Source organism: Stieleria bergensis (genome assembly GCA_007745635.1).
Taxonomy (GTDB): Bacteria; Planctomycetota; Planctomycetia; order Pirellulales; family Pirellulaceae; genus Stieleria; species Stieleria bergensis.
The window spans coordinates 6,151,697-6,175,330 of sequence record CP036272.1 but is presented as its reverse complement, the minus strand read 5'-3'; the positions used below and the strand labels follow the sequence as shown (position 1 = coordinate 6,175,330).

General features: G+C 55.2%; 18 protein-coding genes. 7 read left to right on the top strand and 11 right to left on the bottom strand.

Annotated features, from left to right (window positions below; translation table 11 throughout):
- Positions 1-13 precede the first annotated feature (13 nt).
- Together SV7mr_RS21650 and SV7mr_RS21645 are read right to left on the bottom strand one after the other, a co-directional pair.
- A complete protein-coding gene (locus SV7mr_RS21650; protein ID WP_145276617.1) occupies positions 14-2,431 on the bottom strand; it encodes a DUF1549 domain-containing protein in 2,418 nt (805 codons plus the stop codon).
- Positions 2,432-2,721: 290 nt separating this feature from the next.
- Positions 2,722-4,374, bottom strand: a complete 1,653-nt coding sequence (locus SV7mr_RS21645) for an FAD-dependent oxidoreductase (protein WP_145276615.1) — start codon at positions 4,372-4,374, stop codon at positions 2,722-2,724.
- A 218-nt stretch (positions 4,375-4,592) separates the two neighbouring features.
- Between SV7mr_RS21645 and SV7mr_RS21640 the strand changes: the two genes are divergently transcribed.
- The 3 genes from SV7mr_RS21640 (at position 4,593) to SV7mr_RS21630 (ending at position 9,720) form a co-directional block, all read left to right on the top strand.
- On the top strand, positions 4,593-5,636 hold the full coding sequence (locus SV7mr_RS21640; protein WP_145276613.1) for a DMT family transporter: 1,044 nt from the start codon (positions 4,593-4,595) through the stop codon (positions 5,634-5,636).
- 350 nt (positions 5,637-5,986) lie between these two features.
- Positions 5,987-7,735, top strand: coding sequence for a glycosyltransferase family 87 protein (locus tag SV7mr_RS21635; protein ID WP_145276611.1), 1,749 nt, complete (start codon positions 5,987-5,989; stop codon positions 7,733-7,735).
- Positions 7,736-7,755: 20 nt separating this feature from the next.
- Entirely contained in the window at positions 7,756-9,720 is a 1,965-nt protein-coding gene (locus tag SV7mr_RS21630; RefSeq protein WP_145276609.1) for a MutS family DNA mismatch repair protein, read from the top strand.
- A gap of 89 nt (positions 9,721-9,809) precedes the next feature.
- Here the strand turns inward: SV7mr_RS21630 and SV7mr_RS21625 are convergent, their stop codons facing one another.
- Positions 9,810-11,258, bottom strand: a complete 1,449-nt coding sequence (locus SV7mr_RS21625; protein ID WP_145276607.1) for a TonB-dependent receptor — start codon at positions 11,256-11,258, stop codon at positions 9,810-9,812.
- Positions 11,259-11,732: 474 nt separating this feature from the next.
- Between SV7mr_RS21625 and SV7mr_RS21620 the strand changes: the two genes are divergently transcribed.
- Complete coding sequence (locus SV7mr_RS21620; RefSeq protein ID WP_145276605.1) at positions 11,733-12,560, top strand: hypothetical protein; 828 nt, start codon at positions 11,733-11,735, stop codon at positions 12,558-12,560.
- Positions 12,561-12,866: 306 nt separating this feature from the next.
- On the opposite strand, the gene rplL is transcribed toward SV7mr_RS21620, so the two are convergent.
- From rplL to SV7mr_RS21585, 7 genes are all read right to left on the bottom strand, one after another.
- The gene (gene rplL, locus SV7mr_RS21615; RefSeq protein ID WP_145276603.1) at positions 12,867-13,280 is read right to left on the bottom strand and encodes a 50S ribosomal protein L7/L12; all 414 of its coding nucleotides are present in this window, start codon (positions 13,278-13,280) and stop codon (positions 12,867-12,869) included.
- Between the two features lie 85 nt (positions 13,281-13,365).
- Positions 13,366-13,890, bottom strand: coding sequence for a 50S ribosomal protein L10 (gene rplJ, locus SV7mr_RS21610; protein WP_145276601.1), 525 nt, complete (start codon positions 13,888-13,890; stop codon positions 13,366-13,368).
- Positions 13,891-13,930: 40 nt separating this feature from the next.
- A complete protein-coding gene (gene rplA, locus SV7mr_RS21605) occupies positions 13,931-14,608 on the bottom strand; it encodes a 50S ribosomal protein L1 (RefSeq protein WP_145276599.1) in 678 nt (225 codons plus the stop codon).
- A 285-nt stretch (positions 14,609-14,893) separates the two neighbouring features.
- Positions 14,894-15,445, bottom strand: a complete 552-nt coding sequence (locus SV7mr_RS21600) for a CinA family protein (protein ID WP_145276596.1) — start codon at positions 15,443-15,445, stop codon at positions 14,894-14,896.
- A 66-nt stretch (positions 15,446-15,511) separates the two neighbouring features.
- Positions 15,512-16,345 (bottom strand): carbon storage regulator, encoded by an 834-nt coding sequence (locus SV7mr_RS21595; protein WP_145276594.1) that lies wholly within the window; start codon positions 16,343-16,345, stop codon positions 15,512-15,514.
- Positions 16,346-16,607: 262 nt separating this feature from the next.
- Positions 16,608-17,327 (bottom strand): TIGR02117 family protein, encoded by a 720-nt coding sequence (locus SV7mr_RS21590; RefSeq protein ID WP_145276592.1) that lies wholly within the window; start codon positions 17,325-17,327, stop codon positions 16,608-16,610.
- A 232-nt stretch (positions 17,328-17,559) separates the two neighbouring features.
- A complete protein-coding gene (locus tag SV7mr_RS21585; RefSeq protein WP_145276590.1) occupies positions 17,560-18,969 on the bottom strand; it encodes a sulfatase family protein in 1,410 nt (469 codons plus the stop codon).
- Between the two features lie 194 nt (positions 18,970-19,163).
- Between SV7mr_RS21585 and SV7mr_RS21580 the strand changes: the two genes are divergently transcribed.
- The 3 genes from SV7mr_RS21580 to SV7mr_RS21570 all read left to right on the top strand — a co-directional run bounded on the left by SV7mr_RS21580 (position 19,164) and on the right by SV7mr_RS21570 (position 22,658).
- Positions 19,164-20,255 (top strand): proline racemase family protein, encoded by a 1,092-nt coding sequence (locus SV7mr_RS21580; RefSeq protein WP_145276588.1) that lies wholly within the window; start codon positions 19,164-19,166, stop codon positions 20,253-20,255.
- Positions 20,256-20,273: 18 nt separating this feature from the next.
- Complete coding sequence (locus tag SV7mr_RS21575; RefSeq protein ID WP_145276586.1) at positions 20,274-21,551, top strand: NAD(P)/FAD-dependent oxidoreductase; 1,278 nt, start codon at positions 20,274-20,276, stop codon at positions 21,549-21,551.
- Positions 21,552-21,704: 153 nt separating this feature from the next.
- Positions 21,705-22,658, top strand: a complete 954-nt coding sequence (locus SV7mr_RS21570) for a dihydrodipicolinate synthase family protein (RefSeq protein ID WP_145276584.1) — start codon at positions 21,705-21,707, stop codon at positions 22,656-22,658.
- A gap of 42 nt (positions 22,659-22,700) precedes the next feature.
- Here the strand turns inward: SV7mr_RS21570 and SV7mr_RS25670 are convergent, their stop codons facing one another.
- Positions 22,701-23,279 (bottom strand): hypothetical protein, encoded by a 579-nt coding sequence (locus SV7mr_RS25670; RefSeq protein ID WP_419187732.1) that lies wholly within the window; start codon positions 23,277-23,279, stop codon positions 22,701-22,703.
- Between the last annotated feature and the right edge of the window lie 355 nt (positions 23,280-23,634).

Sequence of the window (23,634 nt, the reverse complement as noted above, 5' to 3'; positions counted from 1 at the left end):
CAATGGTCGTTGCTTAGCGAACCATTTGAAATTCGGGTGACATGAAGAGCGCCCACATGACATCGCTGATCGAACTGACGTCCGCTTGATCGGCAATGTGACTGGCGACCAATTGCTTTTCCTGACCCGTTGGATAACGCGTCAAGACAGTCAGGTAAATGTGATCGATCAATCGGTTCGGGGGCAGTTCAAGGTCCAGCATCAGCTGAGCACCTTGTTGCAGTTCTGCCATCAGTTTTTCGTTGGTCGACAAGCTGAGTGCTTCGAGAGTTGTTAATTCGCTGGGCCTTGAGGTGACGATCTGGTCGCGGTTGGGCCGGCCCAGCGTTCGCATGAAGTCATCGGCTTTCAGCAACGCAGCACGAATCGGAAACGCTTGCCCCGTGGCAACTTTGACCAGGGCCGGACCGATCTGCGGGTCGATGTTGTTTTTCCAGACCGAGCTATCAAGCACGCGCGCTGGCTCGGCCTCTAGCTGAGCGAGCTTGGGTTGCCATTTGTTTTTGCCGCTTCCCGGTGGAATCTTCAAACTTGACGACCAGCTATCGTCGGTGGCGATGCGTTCCACGGAGCCGTCCTGGTGTTTCAACCACAGTGCGCAGAAGGCGGCCGCCAGGTTCGGAGATGAACCCTGGTTCTCGGCGACAATGACGATCTGGTTCTCGCCACTGGCTTTGACCTGCTTCGTCAGATCGGTGACTTGAAGTTGCTGCCAATTGTCACCGCTGAGTGCTTTCTTGCCATTGAAGTAAAGCGTGTAGGCGTTGTCGACCGAAGCCACCAAGACTGCTTTCTCGATGGGTTTCTTGAGCTGGAACGAACGCCAGAGCAGGACCTTTTCGCCGGCCGCAGGTGCACCGTTGTCAACGGTACTGCCCCAGATCCATGAACTGGCAAAGCTGAGTTCCTTGGCCAATTCCGGAGCCACAATGCCACGCTCAATGGGAGCGTCAAGTGAACTCGGCGCGCTCTGGGTGATCTGCCAAACAATGTCGCGGAACTGTTCAGCGGTCAGGCGTTTTGCATTGGGACCTTGGAATTCAAACACAGTCGCGTCGGGTTGCTGAACCGACTCACTGCGGCTTTGGTAGGCCTGTGAAGTCGCAATCAGGCGAATCGTTCGTTTGAGATCGTAACCATTGTCTTGGAAGTCGGCAGCCAGGTAATCCAGCAATTCAGGATACCAAGGTTCTGTTTGCATGGCGTCCAGTGGATGGACGATTCCACGGCCCATCAGTTGGCCCCAAAGGCGATTGACGATGGTGCGCGGGACGCGACCGTTTTCCGGGTGCACCATCAAGTTGGCGAGTTGCTGCAAGCGTTCTTGCTTGTTGGCTTGTGGATCAATCTGGCCGATCTCGGGGAACAGCCAACTGGCTTGGGCCGTTTGGCCTGTGGGTTTGTCACAGCGATGAAGTTCCAGCGGTTGATCACTGTAGATTGCTGCCAGTCCGTATGCGTCCTTCAGCGTCCAACGCGCAATGAAGCTATCGTGGCAGGACGCGCATTTCATGTTGATTCCCAGAAACGACTGAGAAACACTTTGGGAAAACTGAATCGGCAGCGTTTGACCAGCGCTCACTGTTCCACGCCACTTGATGCCGTTGATGAATCCAGCGCTTTCTTTGTTCGGCGGTGCGATCAGTTCACGCACCATTTGGTCGAATGGCTTGTTGGCCAGCAAAGCGTTGTACAGCCAGCGACTGATCTGCGTGCGCCCACCGGTGATGAAGCCCGTGCCGTCGTAATCATTGCGCAGCAAGTCGTTCCAAAATGTCAGCCAGTGCTCGGTGTAGCCAAGGTTGTCGGCAAGCAGTTGGTCGACCAGCTTGGTCCGTTTGTCGGGTGACGTGTCCGCAAGGAAGGCTTGGGCTTGTTCGGCCGTTGGCATCAAGCCCACCAAGTCCAAGTGCACCCGTCGTAGAAACACGGAGTCACTGGCTGGTTCCAGGGCGGGCCGTTGATGTTCGGCCAGGTAGTGATTGATCCAGCGATCCACAGGGTGCTGCGGATTGCCAGTTGTGTGGGGCAGTTCAGGTCGTCGAGGCCGAAAGGGTGGCTGGTAGCGGGGTTTGCCAAATGAAAAACCAGGCTCCCATCGCATGCCTTCATTCACCCATTGGCTAAGCAACGCGAATTGTTCGTCGCTCACTCGCGGTTGATCCGCTGGGGGCATCATCGCGTCTGGATCATCGGACTGAATCAGTTGCAGGAAATGCGATTCTGCAGCTTTGCGAGGCAAGGCCGCATCACTTTCCAGAAACAGCTCGCGTGTATTGAGCGAGAAACCACCTTCGGCTTCTTCGCCACCGTGACATTCAACACAGTGGGTTTTTAGAATCGGGACAATTTGGTGGGCAAAGTCAACGGCGCTGGCCTGCCCAGCGAACGGCCAAGCCAACAAGCCCAAGAAAGCGATGAAACGAAGCATACAGTCAAGCGGAAAGGAGGGACGCAAAGGCGGAGTCGCACTTGCGAAGAAGGAGGGGGCAGGTTTGCCATTCAAGTATAATTGACAGCGAATGATTTCAAGCGAGACATCCGGTAGCCAATGCCTTCATTTACTTGAAAACGGTCCCGCAGCGTTCGTTATTTGAGCGGTTTTCCGGCCTGTACACCCCCACCCAGTCTCCCGGCAGCCTTTCAGTGGGGTGCGTTTGTGTCACGAGTGTGCGGTGTTGGTGCTGTCTTGTTAGCGCCATGCCCGTGATCGAACACCGGTCAGACGGCGGGTTCGATTCCGTAGCGTTGCCAGAGTTTATAGCCACCGCTGAGGTTGGCGACGTTGTATCCGTTTTGCATCAGCACGCGCGTTGCCAGGTAACCGCGAATGCCGACCTGGCAATAGGCGACAATCTGCTGATCTTGGGGAACCTCGCTCAGTCGTTCTCTTAATTCTTCAATCGGGATGTTCACCGCGCCGGGCAGATGGCCACGCTGGAATTCGGGGACAGATCGAACGTCTAGCAAGAATGTGCCATCTGGAGTGCCGTCAAGCAACCTGTCGACGTGCGTCACGGGCTGGTCGCCACGCATGACATCACTGGCAACAAAGCCAAGCATATTGACGGGGTCTTTGGCTGATCCAAACTGAGGTGCGTAGCACAGTTCGGATTCTTCTAAGTCTTCCACGGTTAGATTCGCTTGAATCGCCATCGAGATCACATCGATGCGTTTGTCGACTCCGTTGCCGCCGACGCCTTGAGCGCCAAAGATTCGTCCATTGCTGGTCGAGAACAACAGTTTCAATGTCATGCCTTCGGCTCCCGGATAGTAGCCAGCATGATTGGCGGGGTGGATGTAGATCTTTTCATAATCCACGTTGTTGCGCTGCAAGAGTTTTTCGCTCCATCCGGTCATTGCCGCGGAGACTCCAAAGGCCCCAACCACACTGGTGCCTTGAACACCACGGAATTGAGAGGGTCGGCCCAAGGCGTGATCGGCTGCAATGCGGCCTTGTCGGTTTGCGGGACCGGCAAGCGGAATCTGTGTGGGGCAGTCGCCGATGATGTCGTGGACTTCGACCACGTCACCGACGGCATAAATATTGGGGTCAGTGGTTTGCATGTGAGCATTTACAATCACGCCACCGCGTTGTCCACAGTCCAGGCCAGCTTCCTTGGCCAGTTTGTTCTCCGGTGTGACACCGATGCACAGCACGACAAAATCAGCTTCTCGCGAAGGCTGATTTTCGATCTGCACGCTGACACCTGATTCGCAGGGTTGAAACCCCGTGACGGAGGTTTTGTACAGCAGTTCAATGCCTTTCTCTTTGAAAGCCTGTTCGATGGGAACGACCATCTCTGGATCCCAAGGGCCAAGCAATTGAGTGCCGCGTTCAATCAGGGTGGTTTGGATGCCACGATGCACGAGGTTCTCAGCCACTTCGACTCCGATGAACCCACCACCGATGATGATCGCTCGTTTAGCGTCCGCGGTTGCGATGCGATGCATGGCATCAGCGTCGTCCAGGTTGCGTAGACGCAGCACACGCTGGTTGTCGATGCCGGGCAGTGGCGGCGTGATCGGGCTTGCTCCTGTCGCGATGATGAGCTTGTCGTAGCTCTCGAAATAGCTCTCGCCGGATTCCAGTTGTCGCACTTGGATGGTTTGTGCTTCACGGTCAATGCTGGTGACCTCACTGCGTGTTCTTACATCCAGGCGATGTCGCTCGCGCAGCATTTGTACCGGGGCGACGAGCAGTTTGTCTCGCGACTGAATCACTCCACCGACGTAGTAAGGCATTCCACAGTTCGCAAACGATGGGAATCCACCGCGTTCAATCAAGACGATTTCGGCAGTGTCATCAAGTCGCCTGGTGCGCGCGGCTGCCGAAGCACCGCCAGCAACCCCACCGATAATCACGATCTTCATTGCATCTTCCTTTTGAGTTGTCCATCCAATTGAGGTGTTTGTTTTTACCAAATCTGCCGCTAGTGCGTTAGTCGCGCTTTTCACAGGCTCAGCCGGTTTGGTGTTTCTGAGCGTTCGGTATGCTTGTGTTCCCCAAGGGGCTGAAAGCGGTTGGCGTCCTGGTAGCGGTTGGCAATTCACGGACCGTTTAGAATATTGCTTGGGTGAGGCAAGTTGTCATGAGCTGGGTGTTGTTAAGTCTGTTGTCCGCCTTGCTGTTGGGGTTTTATGATGCCGCAAAAAAGGTCTCAGTCAAGCAGAACGTGGTGCCGTTAGTGTTGCTTGTCAGTGTTTCTTTTGGAGCACTGCTGTACACGCCACTGGTGATCTGGTCTTGGTTGTCCATCGAGTCGATTCCCTGGTCAAGCTTTCGCGTGCAACCAATGTCTTCCCGCTGGCACGGTTTGGTGATTGCGAAAAGTATGCTTGTCGGTGCATCATGGACGTTTGCATTTTTTGCCTTGAAGCGACTGCCATTGTCGATCGCTGCTCCCATCCGCGCCAGCAGTCCTTTTTGGACCATCGCGATCGCGACACTGTTGATGGGAGAACGTCCCAGCGGATTGCAGTGGACCGGGATGGCAATCGTCATGTTTGGCTTTTGGCGGTTCACGTTGGTAGGCCGAGAGGAAGGCATTCACTTTCATCGCGATTTTGGTGTCGGCTTGATGATCGTGGCCACGTTGCTCGGAGCATTGAGTTCAATTTACGACAAGTGGTTGCTGCAGATCGAACAGATTCCACCGGTCGCGCTGCAGAGCTGGTTTTCGATTTACTTGGTTCCCGTGATGGTGCCGGCGGCGTTGTGGTGGTATCGCAGTTGGCGAGTGGCAGGTCGTGCGATCGAACAGGTGGCCGGCAAAACGCCGACGGATAAAGCGCTAGGTCCCGAACCCTCTGCCAGTGACGGGGCGTCGAGTGTTCCCTCCGATTCGCCAAGCAAGTTTTCGCCGTCTGGTTTTCAATGGCGTTGGTCGATTCTGTTGATCAGTCCGCTGTTGATCACCGCGGATTGGTTCTATTTCGTTGCCTTGGCGAATCCCACGGCAATGGTTTCAGTCGTTTCCGTTTTGCGTCGCTGCAGCGTCGTGATTGCCTTGGCTTTCGGGGCTCGTGCGCTGAGCGAGGCCAATTATTGGGCCAAAGCTCGTTGTGTCGGTATTTTTTTATTGGGGGTGGCGGTGATCGCTTTGCCCGATGTGCTGGGGGAATCAAGCCAGTAGGCGACGCTGGAAACAACAGATTACAGCGAGTTTTCCGCTGGTGACGGTTGGCGGATCTGGCTCGGATAGGCCCCTTTTTCCGTTGAAACTGGCGTTGCGGAGCACTGCCTGTCAGTCTGAGTGAGCAGGCGTGGCGAGTTGTGGCCAGCGTTGGTTAGCCTCCTGCAAACGGTGCAAGCGTCAGGATTAGTGCGCTGGCGGGTGTGCGACCCACCTTGGCGGTGGCTTCGTGACTGGTTTTCACAGCAGGACGGCGAGTTTATGCTACAGATGATGTATTGGAACAACTTTTGCCGCAACTCATCTAACCGGGTTTCAGGAAGGCAAGCGGTAGGTGCCGCTGCAAATTTATGAGCGAGTTCCTGCTTTACTACCGGCGGCCAGACCCAACCACTTGGGTGTACTTATCGTCGCTGCTGACGATCGGCTTGTACTTCGTTTTCCACCGATTCTGGAGTGTCCGGAATCTGGACATCGTGTTGCTGATCCTGCTAGCTCCCGGACTGTTGATGGTCGTTGAGGGGCGGAGGCGACACCTGCGCCTCATGGAGGCTGAATCAGCCTTTGTCGAAGGAGTTGATCCAGATGATGATGTTGGCCCGCTGGGTGATCCCGGCGTGTTGCAGCCCGATCCCGACGGTGAGAATCAAAATCCAGACTCGGCGGCAGAGGACTTGCAGAGTCTTCTCTTTCAATCCAACGATGCTACCGAAGACAAGCCCTCAGCGGCAGGCTCTGGCACGACCGATCGAGGTTCACGCTATGTGTTCTCGCTCAGTCAACAAGATGGCGTTAAAGCTGGCGGCGCTGGGACCCGAAACGCTGGGTCGGGCGGCAAAAATCAGGGGGCTGGTGAACCGTCGGTCGACGTTGGTGATCCGGTCAAGCCACCGACGATTCAAGAGGAAACGAAAATTCCGTTGGCCGCCGAGCCCGACGACTTGGATGAGCGTCTTGAAGAAACGACGCTTGATCCCAACAGCGATGAATCACCCCAGGAGCGTCAAGCCAAGGCGCTTCAGCACACCGGGTTTGTGTTCGTGTTTCTGGTCGAAGTCTTGATCTTGGTCCGTTTGCTGATCGATCCAATCATGACTCGCCGTCCTCTGCTCGATCCCAACTTGACGGTCGGAGGCTTGTACTTCATCGGCAGTTCGTTGTTCATTTTCATGATGGCCAATGTTGCCACCAGTACGCCGCGAATGACGGTGTGGCAGGGGCCGGAGCTTGGTCCAGGCTATGCGTTGATGCGACAGCTGCCGGCGATTTCCACGCGTCCGGTCAGCCCCGCAGTTGGCGGCAGCGATGAAGCGACCGAAGTAGAGATGGATTTGACCCATCGGACGCGAACGATCTTGGCAAAAGTGCTTTCCATTTCCGCCCACCTGGCGATTCTGGTGGCGTTGGTGTTGATCGGTAATCGTCACTTTGGCAACCTTCGTGCTGGCGTCGGTTGTGTGCTGTTGTATTTGATGCTGCCTTACACTGCGCAGTACACAGGGCGAGTGGATCATGCGCTGCCTGCTGCGCTGTTGACTTGGGCAGTGCTTTGTTATCGACGCCCCGTGGTTGCCGGAGTCTTTTTAGGGCTTGCTGCAGGCCTTGTTTACTACCCGCTGTTCCTGTTGCCGCTTTGGTTTAGCTTTTACTGGCAGCGTGGGGCAAAGCGGTTTGGCGTTGCGGTCCTGGTGACGTTGACCTTGTTGGTGTTATTGCTCAGCGTCAGTGGTGTGCAGTCCTTGGGGACGCAGCTGCGCTGGATGTTTGGCTTGTTCTGGCCGACGGCTGACCCGCGAGGCATCTGGGTTTTGGGCTGGGATACTCGATGGCGATTGCCGGTGATTGTCGGGTTCATTATTTTAAGTTTCTTATTCGCGATTTGGCCAGCGACGAAGAACTTGGGCAATCTGATTAGCTGTTCGGCGGCGTTGATGGTGGCTGTTCAGTTCTGGCATGGATACGGTGGCGGGTTGTTTATCGCTTGGTTCCTGCCTCTGTTGTTGTTGACCATTTTCCGGCCCAACTTACAAGATCGCACTGCGATGAAGGTGGTGCATGCCGGGGCTGGATTTCGTGGCCGCTTGGCCAGGCGTACATAGTCTTTATTCATAAAGTGATCATGTCACAGGATCAATCTGGTGCCGCCGATGCGGCCCCAACGCAACGTGTTTCGGCCTTGCAGTCGTATCAACAGCGCTTGGAAACGGCTTCAGCTGAGCTGGCCGAATTGAAGGCGCGTGATGGAGTGTTCGCCAAAGTTCGATTGGCGTTGTTCCTGTTTTCCTTGGTCATGTTCGGCACAGCAGCCTTCAGTAGTGCTGGCGCATTGGCTTGGAGTTTGGCCGCTGGCCTGTTTGTCGCTTTCTTTGTGACCGCTGTGCTGAACGAGCCCCTTCGCCAACGCATGGAGCAATGTGATCGTCGTGTTGCCGTCTGCGATCGCTTGGTCGCCCGATGTCAGCGTGACTGGGAGGCGTTGGATTGGAAGTCGACACGGAAGTTGCTGACCGGTTTAGAGCTAACCGAGCATCAGAAAGATGTCGCAGACGACTTGGATCTGATCGGCCGCAGTTCGTTGTTCCAGCTGGTTTCCATGGCTGGCACGTCGGTGGGGGCAAGGGAGTTGGCCATCTGGTTGTCCGGTCCCGCCACCTCAACTCTCGCCAAGCAGCGCAGTCAAGCCATTCGCTGTTTGGGAAAGCTACGCGAGAAACGCTTGGAGTTCTATTCGCAAGCCCAGGCCGTTGGTGGTGGCAGTGGCGGACCAGAGGAATTGGTCCGGTGGAGTCACGAAGAGGATTGGTTGCCCAAACGGAGTTGGTTGATGCACTGGGCCAATGCTTCGGCGATGCTTGCAGTGGCTTGCGTCGTGGTTGCAGTCGGTTGGCAAGCGTTCGGGTTGTCTGCTGCGGCCGCTCAAGGTGCCTTGGTGGTCTTGATGGGCTTGCTTGGAGTGAACTTCTTGATCACCACCATGATGCTTTCACCGGCACACCAGATCTTTGCCGTCGTGATGGCCAGTCGCGACTCGGTATTTCAATACGAAGAGCTGTTCCAGGCAGCGGCTTGGCTGGACGATGATCCTGACACCAAAAAGAACCCTTTGCTCAAGGAACTGACCGAGCAACTGGTGCATGACCCCAAGCATTCAGCGGTTGCCGGGATGCGCTCCTTGGGACGCGTCGCCTGGCTGGGGTCGCTGCGAAACAGCGCCGCGACATTCCTTTTGTATTTGCCTTTGCAAGCCTTTGGCTTATGGGATGTTCGCGTCCTGAAACGCCTGGAAGCCTGGAAAGCCACGCAGCGGGAATTCATCGCTCAATGGTTCACTGCTTTTGGCAAGCTCGAAGCATTGATGTCCTTGGCCGCCTTGCGAGACGAAAACCCCGATTGGTGTTTTCCAACTTGGACAGATGGCAAGCAGGACGCTGAAGTCAAGTTCACCAGTCAGCGTTTGGGGCATCCCTTGCTGACCGATGAGAGCCGAGTCTGTAATGATGTTCAAGTCGGTCCCACGGGAACGATCTTGTTGGTCACCGGAAGCAACATGTCTGGCAAGAGCACGATGCTGCGTAGCGTTGGCTTGAATGTCGCACTCGCTGGAACGGGAGCACCCGTCTGTGCGAATGAGTTGTGCCTGCCTTCGACGGAGCTATCAACCAGTATTCGAGTCCGAGATAACCTAGCTGAAGGCGTTTCGTTCTATATGGCGGAATTGCATCGACTGAAAGGCGTTGTCGATCAGGCGCGCGCCTTGGACAATCGGAATGATCTGACCTCGCTCTTCTTGCTGGACGAAATCCTGCAAGGCACGAACTCTCGTGAACGCATGATTGCCGTCGCGCAAGTGCTGCGTCACCTGGTGGGCTGTCAAGCCATTGGGGCCATCAGTACCCATGACCTTGAACTTGCCGATGATCCAGAATTGGCCTCGATGTCCCACATCGTGCATTTTCGTGAAACCATCGTTCCCGGTAGCGAGGGTGCTGCCGACGAGATGACCTTCGACTACCAAATGCGTCAGGGCGTTAGCCCGACAACCAACGCGCTAAAGCTGTTAGAAATCGTCGGCCTTGGCGAGTAACGACTGCCAGGGCATCACGCGATGATGACGTCTTGACGTTCTAAAGCAATTCTCCGCAGCCAGCGCAAACGCGGCTGGCACAACGCCGTTTAGTACTGAAGGGTTTCTTCAATGGGTGGCTGGTAGCCAAAGTACGACTTCTTTTTGATCACAGCGGCAACGTTATCTGGCACTTTGCTTTCCCAGCTGGGGTCGCCATTGCGAATGCGAGTCAACACATCGCGTGAAAAGATGCTCAGGCATTCTGAGTTAAAGTTGTCCAGGCTAACGATGTCTCCTCGATCGCGCAGGTACTCGTACAGCTTGGTCAGATCATTGGACACGTGCAAGTTCTCGCTGGTGATCAGTTCGTCGCTGTTGCGGTCTTCCATTGGATAACAGAAGATCCTCATGTCGTTCTTGAACAGCCGACCAAACGATTCCAAAATGCCACCTTGCAATCCGGTATAGTACTTTTCTTCAAACAGCTCGATCAGACTGCCGGCGCCCATCGTGATCGCGATGGGCTCTTTGGTGAGGCCACTGAGATAGGCTGCCAGTCGATAGTATTCAAAGTAATCGGAAATCAGGACTGGCAGACCGCAAGCGGCAATGACATCGGCGCGGGCTAGAAAGTCACGCAGGTCAATTGCACCGGTGGCCTTCAAGTTGTTCATCGTGATCTCAAGAACTTGGCAAATGTCTTTGCCCTGGACGTTCTCTTGTTCACTGAACTTTTCATGCGCACTTCGCAGCATGTCCAAGTTGACGTTGCAAACGGGACGGAAGCTGCCGCGTTCAACAAGGATCGGGTGGCGATAGAAAAATTCGGACGGTTGCAGGACAGCACCATCGGCGGCAAACATTGCCGCTCCACTGAGGCCAAGTTCCACTAGCTTGAGGCTCATCAAGCGATTGTCGACGTGTCGAAACGCAATCCCTGAAAACTCAATCATGTCGATTTCAATTCGCGACGTGTTCAGGCCGTCAAGCAGCGAATCAACCAGCAGCTCTGGTTCGTGACTGAGCATGGTTGCGCCATAGACCAAGTTGACACCAACAATGCCCAACGCCTCTTGCTGCAACGCTGCTTCGTTATCAAGCATCCGCACGTGCAAAATGATTTGGCTGTCGTCGTCGCGGGGGTGAGCTTGAAACTTGATCCCCATCCAGCCATGGCACTGGTTGGTGCCTTTGAAGTTTCTGGCAGAAACAGTGTCTGCAAAGGTAAAGAAGGCAGTGGTGTCGCCGCGCGTTTCTCGCAAACGGTCCAAGGCCAATTCTTGCTCATAGTCCAGCATCGCTTGCAGACGCTCGCGACAGACATAGCGTTTGGCACGCCCATAGATCGCGTCGCTGACCTTCATGTCGTAGGCCGAAATGCTCTTGGCAATCGTTCCCGCCGCACCACCGACGCGAAAGAACCAACGAACCACCTCCTGTCCAGCACCGATCTCCGCGAAAGTGCCGTAGCGACGATTGTCTAAATTAACATCCAGTGCCTTTTGGTGCGTCGTTGGCTTTTCGTCTTGCTGGCTGGTGGGATAGGCTCGAATCATTTCTCTGAAAACAAAAGTGGAGGCTGATGATCATGACCGATGACTGTGTCCTGGCATCAACTGGTGAATCGCTGGTGGTCGATGCATCGTCTGCCCATGCCGTTCATGGGGAGTCATTGGGTTGCTTTCAGTCTATACCATTGAATCTGGCTCGGAGCATTGCAGATCAGCTTGAATGCGTGAAGACGTTCAGCGGCAGTGATCAGGCCGTTAGCCCTCGCGGTGTGGCCGACTGGCCAACGTGAGTGGTGGCCCGATTTTTAAAGCCCCCACATTGATGGATTCAAATGCAGTAAATTAGGTCAACCGTGCGGGCACACTGTGCTTGATGAGCCACCAGTGGTTGCTGGAGAGTTTTAGGCCAATTGCCCTCACGGCGGATGACTCTTGCCCTTGCTGATTGGTATTGGCATTTGGATCGATCCGCCACTGAATCACTCGTCGTCTTCAGGTCGCTTTCCCTCAGGGCCGTTTATGTCTTCTTTCTCTGTCATCATGTCGCGTTTCGGCAGTCTTGATCCGGAGCACCTGGTAACGGCGATGTGCAATACGTTGCCGACAACACGGTTCGATGTTTTGCGATCGATGGGGCCCCGCCAAGGGGTCTTGGCGCAGGGGCTAGAGGAGAAGCAAGCCCGTAGGGTTTGTGCCGTGCTGTGTGGCCTTGGGGATCCAGTCACTTGTGTCCCGGATTCGAGGATTCCTGTTTTAGAAGGGCCACGGTCGATCCGTTGGTGCGCACTGAGCCAGGAGTCGTTCAGCTACCCGCACGGTTTGCACGGCGAGACAACGCAGATTCTGTGGGAGCGTGTCCTGGTCATCGACGTTGGCAGAGGCATGAAGCTTTCTCGGCAAATGAAGGAAGTCTCATCGTCTCCCTTGGCTGGATTGCCGCATACCACGGTACAGGGTGCCTCGGCTCGCATGGCGGTTGATTATCTCTCGCCCCAGTACAAACGCACTGGCGAAGTCTTTGATGTGCTGGATTTAATCGGTGTGGATGTCAACGGCGCCATTCAGCATCTGCGATTGCCTTCGAAAGACTTCTCGTATGAGAAGGTGTTGGGCGCTGGCACCGAGCTCTCGCGATTCGAGCGTTTTACAGTGATTGTGGACTACATGGTCCAGCATGCGCATAACGCAGTTGTCAGTCCGGCGGTGCACGACTTTCTAGAGGCCCATGAGGCAATCGAGTCAGTTGTTGAGAACGTTGTGGCTGAGGAGTCACTGCAGCAGCATCAGCTGGGGTACCAGCGCTGGTTGCTAGCTGGTGCGATCACAGGGTTCTTGAAGCAAGTGTAGGAAGGCTGTGAGCAAAGCTTCGTTTGGGAGCGCGCCTAAAAAAACCACGCTGCAATTTGATCACAACGTGGTTCGATGTTTTTAGACCGGTGCCTTGGCAGAATTCTGTCGTCACCTGAAAGCTTCCCGTCATTGCTGATAACTTTCTGTCATGTACTGACAGGATTCCGTCATCGCCATGGGCGGGGCACTGATCGTCTGCTGGGCCGTGCGTCAACATTCTGCACTGCGAAAACGCCCGTCTTCGCAGTGGTTGAATGAATGTTTGCTGAGGCCACAAGTGGTTTGAATGTCGAATCGACTGAATTACTTCAGTTCGACAGAACCACCAGCTTCTTCGATCTCGGCTTTGATCTTTTCTGCTTCTTCGGTTGGGACGGCTTCCTTCAGGGTGGCAGGAGCGCCATCGACCATCTTTTTGGCTTCCATCAGCGAAGCACCGGTCAAGTTCTTGACGGCCTTCACGACGTTCAGCTTCTTGTCGCCGAATCCGGTCAGGACGACGTCGAATTCGGTCTTCACTGCTTCAGCTTCGCCGCCGCCGCCATCGCCTGCGGCAGCCATGACAACACCACCGCCAGCGGCGGGTTCGATGCCATGCTCGTCCTTCAGGTAATCGCTAAGCTCTTTGGCTTGCTTGAGGGTCAGTTCGGCGATCTTATCGCCCATTTCTTTGGTTTCGGCGCTGTACTCGGCGACCGCTGTGGCTTCTTCAGACATGACGGGTTTTCCTTAGAAAAAACGGTTGGTCGGTTGTTTTAAAAACGAACGTATTGGTGTGAAAATTGATAGCTGTGGCGGTCGACTACTCGTCGCCTTCGCTGATCTTTTTAATCTGGCTGTTGAGCATCTTTCCGGGACCAAGCATGGCACCAGAGAGTGCGGAGCCTGGGCCGAGGATTTGGCCGACAAGCAACGAGATTTGTTCATCACGGTTAGGCCATTTGCTAACCGCTTTGACACCGTCAGCATCAAGACGTTCACCGTCCATCACGCCGCCGTTGGCAACAAATTTATCGTACTTTTCTTCGTCCTTGTCCAGGCGGACAACTTCCTTGACCAGCGACACAAAGTCATCGCCGCCGTAGCACACCGCCACGGGGCCACTGGCACCCTCGAAGGCCGTGGCCAACGAGGTTCCCTCTGTGGCGCGTCGAGCCAAAGAGTTCTTCACGACAAACATCGCGATGTTCTTTTCGGCCAATTCGCCACGTAGTTCGTTAGTCGTGTTCGCGTCCATCCCAACGGTGCTGACCAGGACAGCGTCTTCGACGCCTTCTAGTTGCCGCTGAATGTCGCGGGTCACGAGTTGTTTGACGTACTTACTCATCAGTTTCGTTCACTTGATAAGGGGTGACGGAGGGTCGCTACTAGCAGACGACTCGGACACTAGGTGTCATCGTCGCACAAATCGCCACGCCTTTGACGTAGGTTCCTTTAACGGTCTGAGGCTTCAGGCCATCGATGTGCTTGATGAATGCGTTGAGATTGTCAACCAGCTTCTCTGCGTCAAAGCTGATCTTGCCAACCATTGCATGGACATTGCCGCCTTTGTCGTTGCGGAACTCGACCTTACCAGCCTTGTATTCGCCGACGACTTTGCCAACATCTGGCGTGACGGTTCCAGCACGAGGGCTGGGCATCAAACCGCGAGGACCAAGGACACGACCCAATGGGCCAACAAGCCCCATCATGTCCGGTGAAGCGATACAGACATCAAAGTCGGTCCAGCCTTCTTTGATCTTCTTGGCCAAGTCTTCCTGGCCAACTTCGTCTGCTCCAGCTTCCTCAGCAGCCTTCGCTGCGTCGCCTTTGGCAAACACAATGACTCGTTGTTGCTTGCCAATGCCGTGCGGAAGCACGAGCGAACCACGAATGATTTGGTCCGCTTGATTGGGGTCCACACCGAGACGCATGTGAATTTCGACCGTTTGGTCGAACTTCGTGGCGTCAAACTTCTTCAGAGCTTCAACCGCTTCAGCAAGCGGCAAAGGTGCGGACGGTTGTTTTTCGATTGCGGCGAGATACCGCTTAGATTTCTTACCCATATGGTCACGACTCGTGCGTCGGGTGGTCTTAGCAAAATCACCAGGCCCGGAGCAGAACGGCTCCGGCGGCAAATTCTCCCACTTCCTTCCAGCTCAGGAGGATTCTGGGAACCGACTTGGCTGGCGAGGGATCGAGAATCTTAAGAAAGTCCCTCGCTTCGTCAACTGCAATTGTGACGAACCCGCGATTTTTTCGCTGTCTTGCTCTTGTAAGCGGTTCGTTTGCCACTCAATGGCCCAGTTGCTGACGATCTGCCCCGCCCTCGCTCGTGCGGCTGGCAGCTTTTATCGCGAGAGTGCCTGCAGCAGGTGCGCAAGAACGGTCGTTGCCGCTTCTCTCTGCCTGGCCACTCGCTTGGTCTTTTTTAACTGCTCCTGGTAGATCTTTGGCTGTCCTCCACGCCGGCAGATGGCAACGAAAATCAGCCCGTCGAATCCCTCCGGTGCGTCAGGGCCCAAATGCCCGGTCACCGCGGCCGCGAGGTCTGCATGAGGTGTCGCATGCAAGGCTCCGGTGACCATCTGGTGCGCGACCGGGGCACTGACCGCAGTGTGCTGGGCAAGCGTCTCTTCGTCCACGCCTAGCCACTTCATTTTGGATGCTTCCTGGTAAACCACCATCGATCCGGCAAGATAGGCTGAAATCCCCGGCACGGCTGCCAAGGATGATGCGATCAGTCCTGCGGTGCAGCTTTCGGCAAGCACTAATCGTTGATCGCGATCGCGAAGTTGTTCAGCGACCGACTGTGATGCGGTGTCGAGATCCATCGTCGAAGCCATGCGGGGAGTGATGGTGCGTGGCAATCGTTGCTGGCACGCAAGGAGTTGCGATGCCATCGTTGCCCCAAAAAGCCGACCGTGGAAAACGCTCGGCGACTTGTCGCATAGCGTAACCCGCCCCGCTCAATCCGCAATCTCAGCCAGCGGCGGCAAGCAGATGGTCTGCGGTGCATGATCGTCGTGGAAGGTCAGTTCGATCCCCGCTTCAACGGACTTGATCGATAATTCAATTCCTGAGGCAGCGTTGTCAGGGATCGGGTGCTGCTGCGGAGCGTAAGCTTCGGCACTGATTGCGTAGCCGGTGGTTGGCTCGCTGACATGATCCGTCGCTTCGTGGACGTCTTCCTGGAATTCGTCTTTCAGTTGGCTGTAACGCAGTTCTTTGGACTTGGGACCGTCGTGATGCTTTGATTTGCGCCGCGACTTTCCGCGTCGATTTGGGCTCTGGTAAGAGTCGTTGTCGCGCGCCGATTTAGGGCTGATTGGTCGTGATTTTCCCGCCCGCTTCTTCTCGCTTGCACCGTTCTTATAAAACTGCCCGTCGTCGGTGCGCGGTCTGTCGAAATCGAAGTGCGGCAGATTGCTGAGCCCTTCAAAGTCACAGTCTTCCAGTGCGTTGACTGCGCGATCGATCGCCCGGTAGGCTGCGTTGCGATTACCGGTTTCCAGTTGCCGTTTGGCTTGCCGGAGGATCTTCAGGACACACGCCACTTCCTCTTGGTCTTCTCGACCTTTTTGACGCCGCGTGAGTTCGATTAGCGATTTGGGGAGCTGATTTTCCAGCTCTCTCGGGTGAGGTACCGTGCCTTTGACCAGTTCACGGCGATAGATCCGAACAGCCTTGGGGGCTTTGACCGCGAGTTGCACGCGTTGTTTAGCAATCAGATGAACGTCGATGGAAATGCCCAGTTCGGGCATCACGATTTCTTCGTTTTGACGGCGCGAAATTACCAGCATTGCTAGCTCCTTGATAGGGAAGCGTCGACCACGAAGAGAGGATCTTCCGTCACCGTGGGACAAGTTGTTGGTAAAGCGCCCTTGCTTTTGTTTCGCTCAATTTAATGGTGCCGGGATGGCGTTGCAACCCCAGTAAGAAGGGTTCTCGCGGAGGTTTGAAAAAAATAGTTGCAAGCAGCGATGGGTCAGTGTCGCCCCGGTCACAGCGGCCAGCCTGTGACTCCGTCCCATCGTCAGCGCTGCTCAGCGTGGTCGCAGCACGTCAAGGCAAGTAAATCGTTGGCGTGCCTGGCAGCGTTGGGTTCAGCGGAACGCGGACTCCCGTTTCCTTTAAGCACCGGCCTACCCAGGAGTTGCAAGTGTTCAACGCATGGTAGTTGCCTTCAGCGTCGTAGAAACGATCCCATTGATGGTAGGATGCGTCTGTGATGGGTTCTGGTTGCCGTTCTGGGCTGGCTGTGAACGATGCTTTGATCGATTGCACCAGCGTTTGGTATTGCTGTTCGCTAATCGTCACCGTTTGGCTTTCTAACGGTGGTTTGTCGAACTGCATCAGCTGGACATGGAGGCAGCAGGGAGAGTTCCAAAGCAGCGCGCTGGCGGCTGTTGAGACCGTCAAGTCATCCCACGTTGGGGTGTCAAGGAAGAAGCCTTTGTCACCCCATCCAAATGCGATGTGGCCGGATTCTGTTGCACCGTCTGGGAAATCAGACAGGTCGATGAACGTCCGCCAATCCATCACTGGGTTGGTCATCGGAACCACGATATCCGAGTGGACTGGATTGGAAATGATGACGATTTCGATGCCGTCCGGGGTCGGGACAAAGTCGTTGTTCACAGGGATCATCCCTCCAGCCAGCGAAGCAAGGAACAACGCCAGCAACGCTGCAAACGCGATCAGCAGTCGCCGCAGGAAGCGACGCCACCGTGGTTGCGGTTTTGTGGCCGACTTGGTCTCGTTTTTAAGCTTGGACGTTGGCATCTGGGAGTCCCATCCTGTGGGCCCAATAAATGAGTGGACGGTGTTTCTTCCATGAAACGAGACGATTAGCCGTTGCCGTTGGTTTTAAAATTCTGGCGGGCTGTGGCCGATTCTTTGCACCTTGTTCTGGTAATCCATGTTCTGGCAATCCATGTTCTGGCAATCCATGCTGTTCACGGGGCTTTGTTTCATCGGGCCAGTGAGTTGAGGTCCGTCGATGGATTCCGGTGGCTCACTGGCCTTGGAATGATTCGTCGACCAGCGTGCGCATTCGCTTCATCAAGGCGGGGTGCTTGGCGGCAAGATTCGTTTGCTCGGTGGGGTCGGTTTCCAGATCAAACAGCATGGCTTTTTGTTGCGGTGGGCGCACCCATTTCCAATTTTCAATTCGGGCAGCCGCCCAGGCCTTTCGCTCTAGGCTTTCGTGAGCACCCGTCGCCCAGACAATCGGCCGATGCGTGGTGACTGGTTTCCCCGTCAGGATTGGCATCAGCGATTGGCCGTCAAGTGTTTTGGGGACAGAGATCCTGGTCAGTTCTGCAAGGGTGGGGTACCAGTCTAGGGCGCTGGCCACGGCATTGCTGTGGCTGCCAGGTTGAATCACGCCAGGGAAGCGCACGAGGCAAGGCACTCGAATGCCGCCTTCGAACAGTGTGGCCTTGCCTCCGCGTAGTGGTTTGTTGGAGCCGCCGTACTTTGCGTCTCCACCGTGATCTGTCATGAAGATCACGAACGTGTTCTGGTCCATTCCTGTGCTGTTTAGTTTCTTTAGCACAAGCCCGATGGATTTGTCCATGCCGACAACCTTGGCGGCGAAGGCGCGACGCAGCGGGTCGTTGATCGATTGGACTTGTTTTAAGTCCGCTGGCTTTGGCTGCATGATGTTGACGGCACTCTGTGTGGCTTCGTCCCAGCCTTTGCCAAAGTGCGGGGCATTGTAAGCCAGATGCATTAACCAGGGTCGGTCGCTGACGGACAGTTGATCAAGCCTGTTCAGTGCTTCGTCGGTGATCACGTCGGTCGCGTAGCCCGTGGTCTTGACAAGGTCGCGTCCCCGATACCAGTCTGGTTTGTTGGCGTATTGGCAGGTGAAGAAGTCCACGCAGCCGCCGGTGTGGCCAAAGAAGCTATCGAAGCCATGTTCGGTTGGCCAAAACTTTTTGTCACCGTGGCCGAGGTGCCATTTGCCGACTAAGTGTGTTTGGTAGCCCGCTTGTTGTAGATCTTTGACGAACATTCGCTCGTGCTGGCGAATGCCTCGTTGGAGGTCACGTTGTTCCAGGAACATCAGTGCGCCGGTCAGGCGATCCTGAGATCGTTGTGCGTAGCGGCCGGTCAGCAGGCCAAAGCGCGATGGCGTACAAATGCTACTGGCGGCATAGAATTGGTTCAGCTGGATGCCTTGTTTGGCCAAAGAATCAATGTTTGGCGTTGGAATCTCGCTGCCGTAGCACCCGACATCGTTGACTCCCTGGTCATCGGTGAAAATAATCAGGATGTTGGGGCGGTGCTTGAGGGGCTGCTGAGCCGCGGTCGCAGCAGGAAGTGCCAGCGTTCGAGTCAGGAGGCAGATCAGGGCGAAGCCGCACATGAGCGACGCTTTTGAAAAGAGAGTGGTGGGCATGGGGGCTGGTGCGGGCATTGGAGCGATTTAGGGGAGCGATAGAGGCAGCAAGCGGTGGCTCCTATCGTAGTTGTTCGTAACCAGTTCGTGTGAGGCGGGAGTTTAGTTTTGGTTTCCCTTCGGCACGCCATCTCCGATTGTCAACGGCTCGCTGGCAGGGGACAATAGCGGCTTTCCGTTCGGTCCGAGTGGTTGGCAAGTGTGAGAGACTGATGCGTTCTGGATTTCCTGTCATTGAAACTCATACTGGTGGCGAGATCACGCGTGTGGTGTTTGCCGATGGCATTGGCTTGCCTGATCTTCCAGCGGCTCAGCAGGTCGATCATTTAAAACAGAATTTAGACTGGGTTCGGCGTTCGCTGACCTGTGAGCCGCGCGGCATGCAGTTTGCTGTCGGAGCGGTTGTCACCAAGTTGCCCGACGCCAACCGCTATCGCGTGTTGTTTTTTAATAACGTTGGTTATTTGGCGATGTGTGGCCACGGGTTGATCGGCGTGGTTGAGGCGCTGCGTTATCAGCATCTTGTCGATGCTGGAACCGGGCTCTGCGAGTCTGCTCGGCCAGCACCTCTTTCCGGCCAAGTGGTTTTTGAGACGGCGGCCGGTGAAGTGATTGCGGAAGTTCTGCCTGGTGGTGCGGTTTCGTTTCAGGGTGTCCCCAGTTTTCGTTATCGCACGAACGTTGAATTGCAACTTGAAGACGGAACGCCGTGCGTTGGTGACATTGCTTATGGTGGCAATTGGTTCTTTCTGTCATCCGTTGAACGGATTGAAATGAGTCTTTGCGAGAACCTGATGCAGCGGACGACGATGATTCGATCGGCCTTAGAGCGTGATCGAATCACGGGTGCAGATGGGGCGGAGATCGATCATATCGAACTCTATGGTCACCAGTCGTTTGACGTGTCTGTGTTAGCGGACTTGGACGAGTCTTTGGCAGGTGAGTCTCTGGCTGCTCAGGGGGCAGGTGTTGATGGGCTGAATCCTAGTGGGCTTCATATTGAGGGGGCGGCTAATTTTGTTCTTTGTCCTGGGCATCACTATGATCGGTCGCCATGCGGGACGGGGACGAGTGCCAAGCTTGCTTGTTTAGCGGCCTCAGGTAAGCTTCAGCCAGGGGGCATTTGGGTCCAGCAATCGGTCACTGGCAGTCGCTTTCTGGCCAGTTATGAGCGTCTGCGGGATGATCGGGGACAGGGCGAGGGTTTAGTGCGAGTGACGGTGGTGGGTCGAGCATCTGTGACGGCGGTGAGTTGGCAGATTTATGATGCAGCGGATCCGTTGCGATTTGGAATTGGTAATTGAACTGAGCTGGGGCAACAGATGAGCAACAAGATGAACGATGTGATTGTTGTAGGCGGTGGCGTGGTTGGTTGCTGGACGGCCTTGCATTTGGCACAGGCGGGATGCAAGGTGACGTTATTGGAGCGTGATTCGATTGGCCGTGGCGCATCCTATGGGAACTGTGGTTATGTTTCGCCCAGTCATGTGCACCCGCTTTCAGGTCCTGGAGCGATCAAGCATGCGTTGGAAATGATGGTGCGTAGTGGAGGGGCTTTGTCAGTGCCACCTCGCTGGGATCCATCGCTTTGGCGCTGGTTGATGAGGTTCCGAAAGCACTGCAGTGGAAAGGCCTTTGAGCAGGGTTCGCGAGCGCGACATGCGTTGCTTCGCTCGGCACGTGCGTTGTACACGGACTTTGCCGAGCAACATGCTGATTCCTTGCAATGGCGGACCGCGGGTTTGATGATGGTCTATCGCTCGCCTGACCGTTTTGAAGCATATGCGAGTGCTGCTGAGCAATTACAACGCGACTTTGGTTTGCAGATCAATCGTTATGATGGAGACAACGTTTCCGAAGTCGAACCGGCGCTGCAAAGTGGTTTGGCCGGTGGCTGGCATTTTCCCGATGATGCTCATTTGCATCCCGGGCAACTGATGCAGCAATTGCGCAAGCAGTTGGATGCATGTGGCGTGGAGGTTCGAGAGAGCTGCGGCGTTGATCGATTTGTGATGGGCGCTGGCGGGCTGAGTCAGATTCACAGTGATTCGGGCGAGTCGTTTTCGGCCGATGGGTTTGTCATTGCTGCGGGCGCGGAAACCAGTCGTTTTGCGAAATCCTTGGGCTGCAAGATCCCCGTGGTGCCAGGTAAAGGGTTCTCGGTAACGATCCATGGGGCGGCCAGTCGTCCTACAATTCCGATGATTTTTGAAGACGATCATGTTGCTGTTACGCCGCTCGATGGTGCACTGCGGATCGGTTCGACCATGCAATTTGTTGGGTATGATCGGTCAGTGCCTGAGCATCGGATCGAGTTGTTAAAACGGTCGGCGAAGTTGCACTTAAGGGACCCGATCCATGCTGCTGGAGAGGCTGGTCAAGAACAAGAGGAGCGATGGTCGGGTTGGCGGCCGATGTCGCCCGACGGGATTCCAATCATCAGTCGGTTGCCGAAGGCTCGCAATGTGTGTTTGGCGACTGGCAACGGGATGATCGGGATTGCCTGCGGGCCTGCGACCGCCAAGCTAGCAGCGGAACTGATGTTAGATCAGACGCCACATGTTGATCCGGAACCCTACCGAGTTGCGCGATTCAATTAGTTGTTGTACGTTGATGCGGCCGCCGGATGCTTTTGAGCTGTTTAAAAGTGTTTGACCAGCGGCGTGTGACTTCAGGCGATTCGTGGCCGGTCACCTGTTCTACGATTTTCAATTCTTTCGCCTTTTACTTTTGTCGAGCACGACGAGGCATCCATGACTGGACCAAACACAATTGATGACAGCGTTTTTCGCGGCTGCATGCCAGCGATCATGACTCCCATGAATGCTCAGGGAAAACCTGATTTTGACGTCATGGTCAAGCACGCCGGTGATCTGGTCAGTGCAGGGATGACAGGCGTCGTTTATTGCGGATCGATGGGAGATTGGCCGCTGATTGGAGATCAGTTGCGGCGTGAAGGAGTGGAGCGATTAGTTGGCGCGGGGATCAAAGTGGTCGTGGGGACGGGGTCACAAAGTCCGTTGGTTGCTGCAGAGCATGCAAAGCATGCTGCTGATGTGGGTGCGGCGGGCTTGATGATTATTCCTCGCTTGCTTTCGCGGCCGACCTCGGAATTGGCTCAAGCGAATCACTTTGCTCGTGTGTTGTCAGCGGCACCTTCTTTGCCGTCGGTGATTTATAACAGTCCCTACTATGGTTATCAAACGAAAGCGGGCTTGTATCAACGGTTGCGAAGTGAGTCACCCAACTTGGTTGGATTCAAGGAGTTTGGTGGTGCGGCTTCGTTGAGCTATGCAGCGGAGCATATTACGTCGGCCGACGATGGCGGGTTATTGTTGGTCGGAGTTGATACTCAGGTTTACTTTGGCTTCCTGCAGTGTGGTGCACAGGGTGCGATCACCGGGATTGGGAATTGTCTTCCCGGCCCTGTGTTGCGATTGGTGCAGTTGTGTCGAGACGCTGTTGCCGGTGACTTTGAGGCTCGCCGATTAGCCAAGGAGCTTGATGAGGCCTTGAAGGTGCTTTCGACGTTTGACGAAGGTCCTGATTTGACGCTTTACTATCGATTGCTCGCTTCAAAAACCATTGACCCCGTTTATGCTCGGCCTGCTTTGGGGAGTGATCAGTTAAGTGCTTCGCAGGCTCAATATGCCTTGGATCAGTTGGAGCTCTTTCAGTCGTGGTGGGAGAGTTGGCCAGGAAAGTAGGGTTCGCGCAGGGAGAGTTTCTGAGGTTGTGTCCTTGAGTACTCACTGTTCTTGGTGTGTTTTCAGGCCATGTCGAGCGACTTGGATGCGAGTCTGTTTTTTCATGCCAAGGATTGTGATGCAGATGGGCTCGCCATTGGTGTCGCGGAGTGAAGCGGTGATGTGGGTTTGGCTGGGACTGAGCCAGTAGGTCAGGAGGACTTTTGGGGGGAGGTTCTGAGGCGGCAGAACGCTTTCGACGGTGAGTTCGGGTTCTGTTTGAAGGCGTTTCTCGAAGGCTTTGATTTTGCCTGGTAGGTCTGGTGTATTCCATTTGTCGCTGTACCACTGGACGATGTCTTTGAAGCTAGCGACTGAATGGTGGATCATACGACTATTCGTCTGAAGGGTGCGCACGCCAGCGTGCTCGATGTAGGTTTCAGTAATTCGTCCAGCATGCAGAGCGAGTTTGTTGCTGGGTTGATTGAGATTAGGCGGATAGAGCCAGGGTTCAGGTTTGTCAGTTGTTTGACTGGGTGTTGTGTTCGCGCATTGATTTGGCGTGTTGGAGCGATCGGAGTCAGCAGCGGAGTGGGTGCTGGGAAGCAGGCACAGGAGAGCAAGCAGTCGGAGAGCCTTCATTTCAGGACCTTGGCATCGGCGTGATGGCGGTTTTAGCGAGTTTTGTGCCAAACTGCGTGCTCACGAGTCAAGCTTAAAGTCAAAGGGCAGTTTAACGTCAAACGATCTACCATAGGGGGATCTACCATAGGGTGTGTCCCCGTCGAGTGAGGGTGTGTCCCAACGATCTACCATAGGGTGTGTCCCTATTGGGAAAGAACGCCACTAGTAGCCTAGGCGACTTAGGCGGGGAGGGTTGTCGGCCGATGGGGGGCATGGGCCAAAATCGGTAGGTCCGGGCGAATCCGAACCGTTTTGGCGACGCTCGGCGCAGACCTCTAGCCCGCAAGCTCTCAGAAAGCTTGAAAAAGATGAA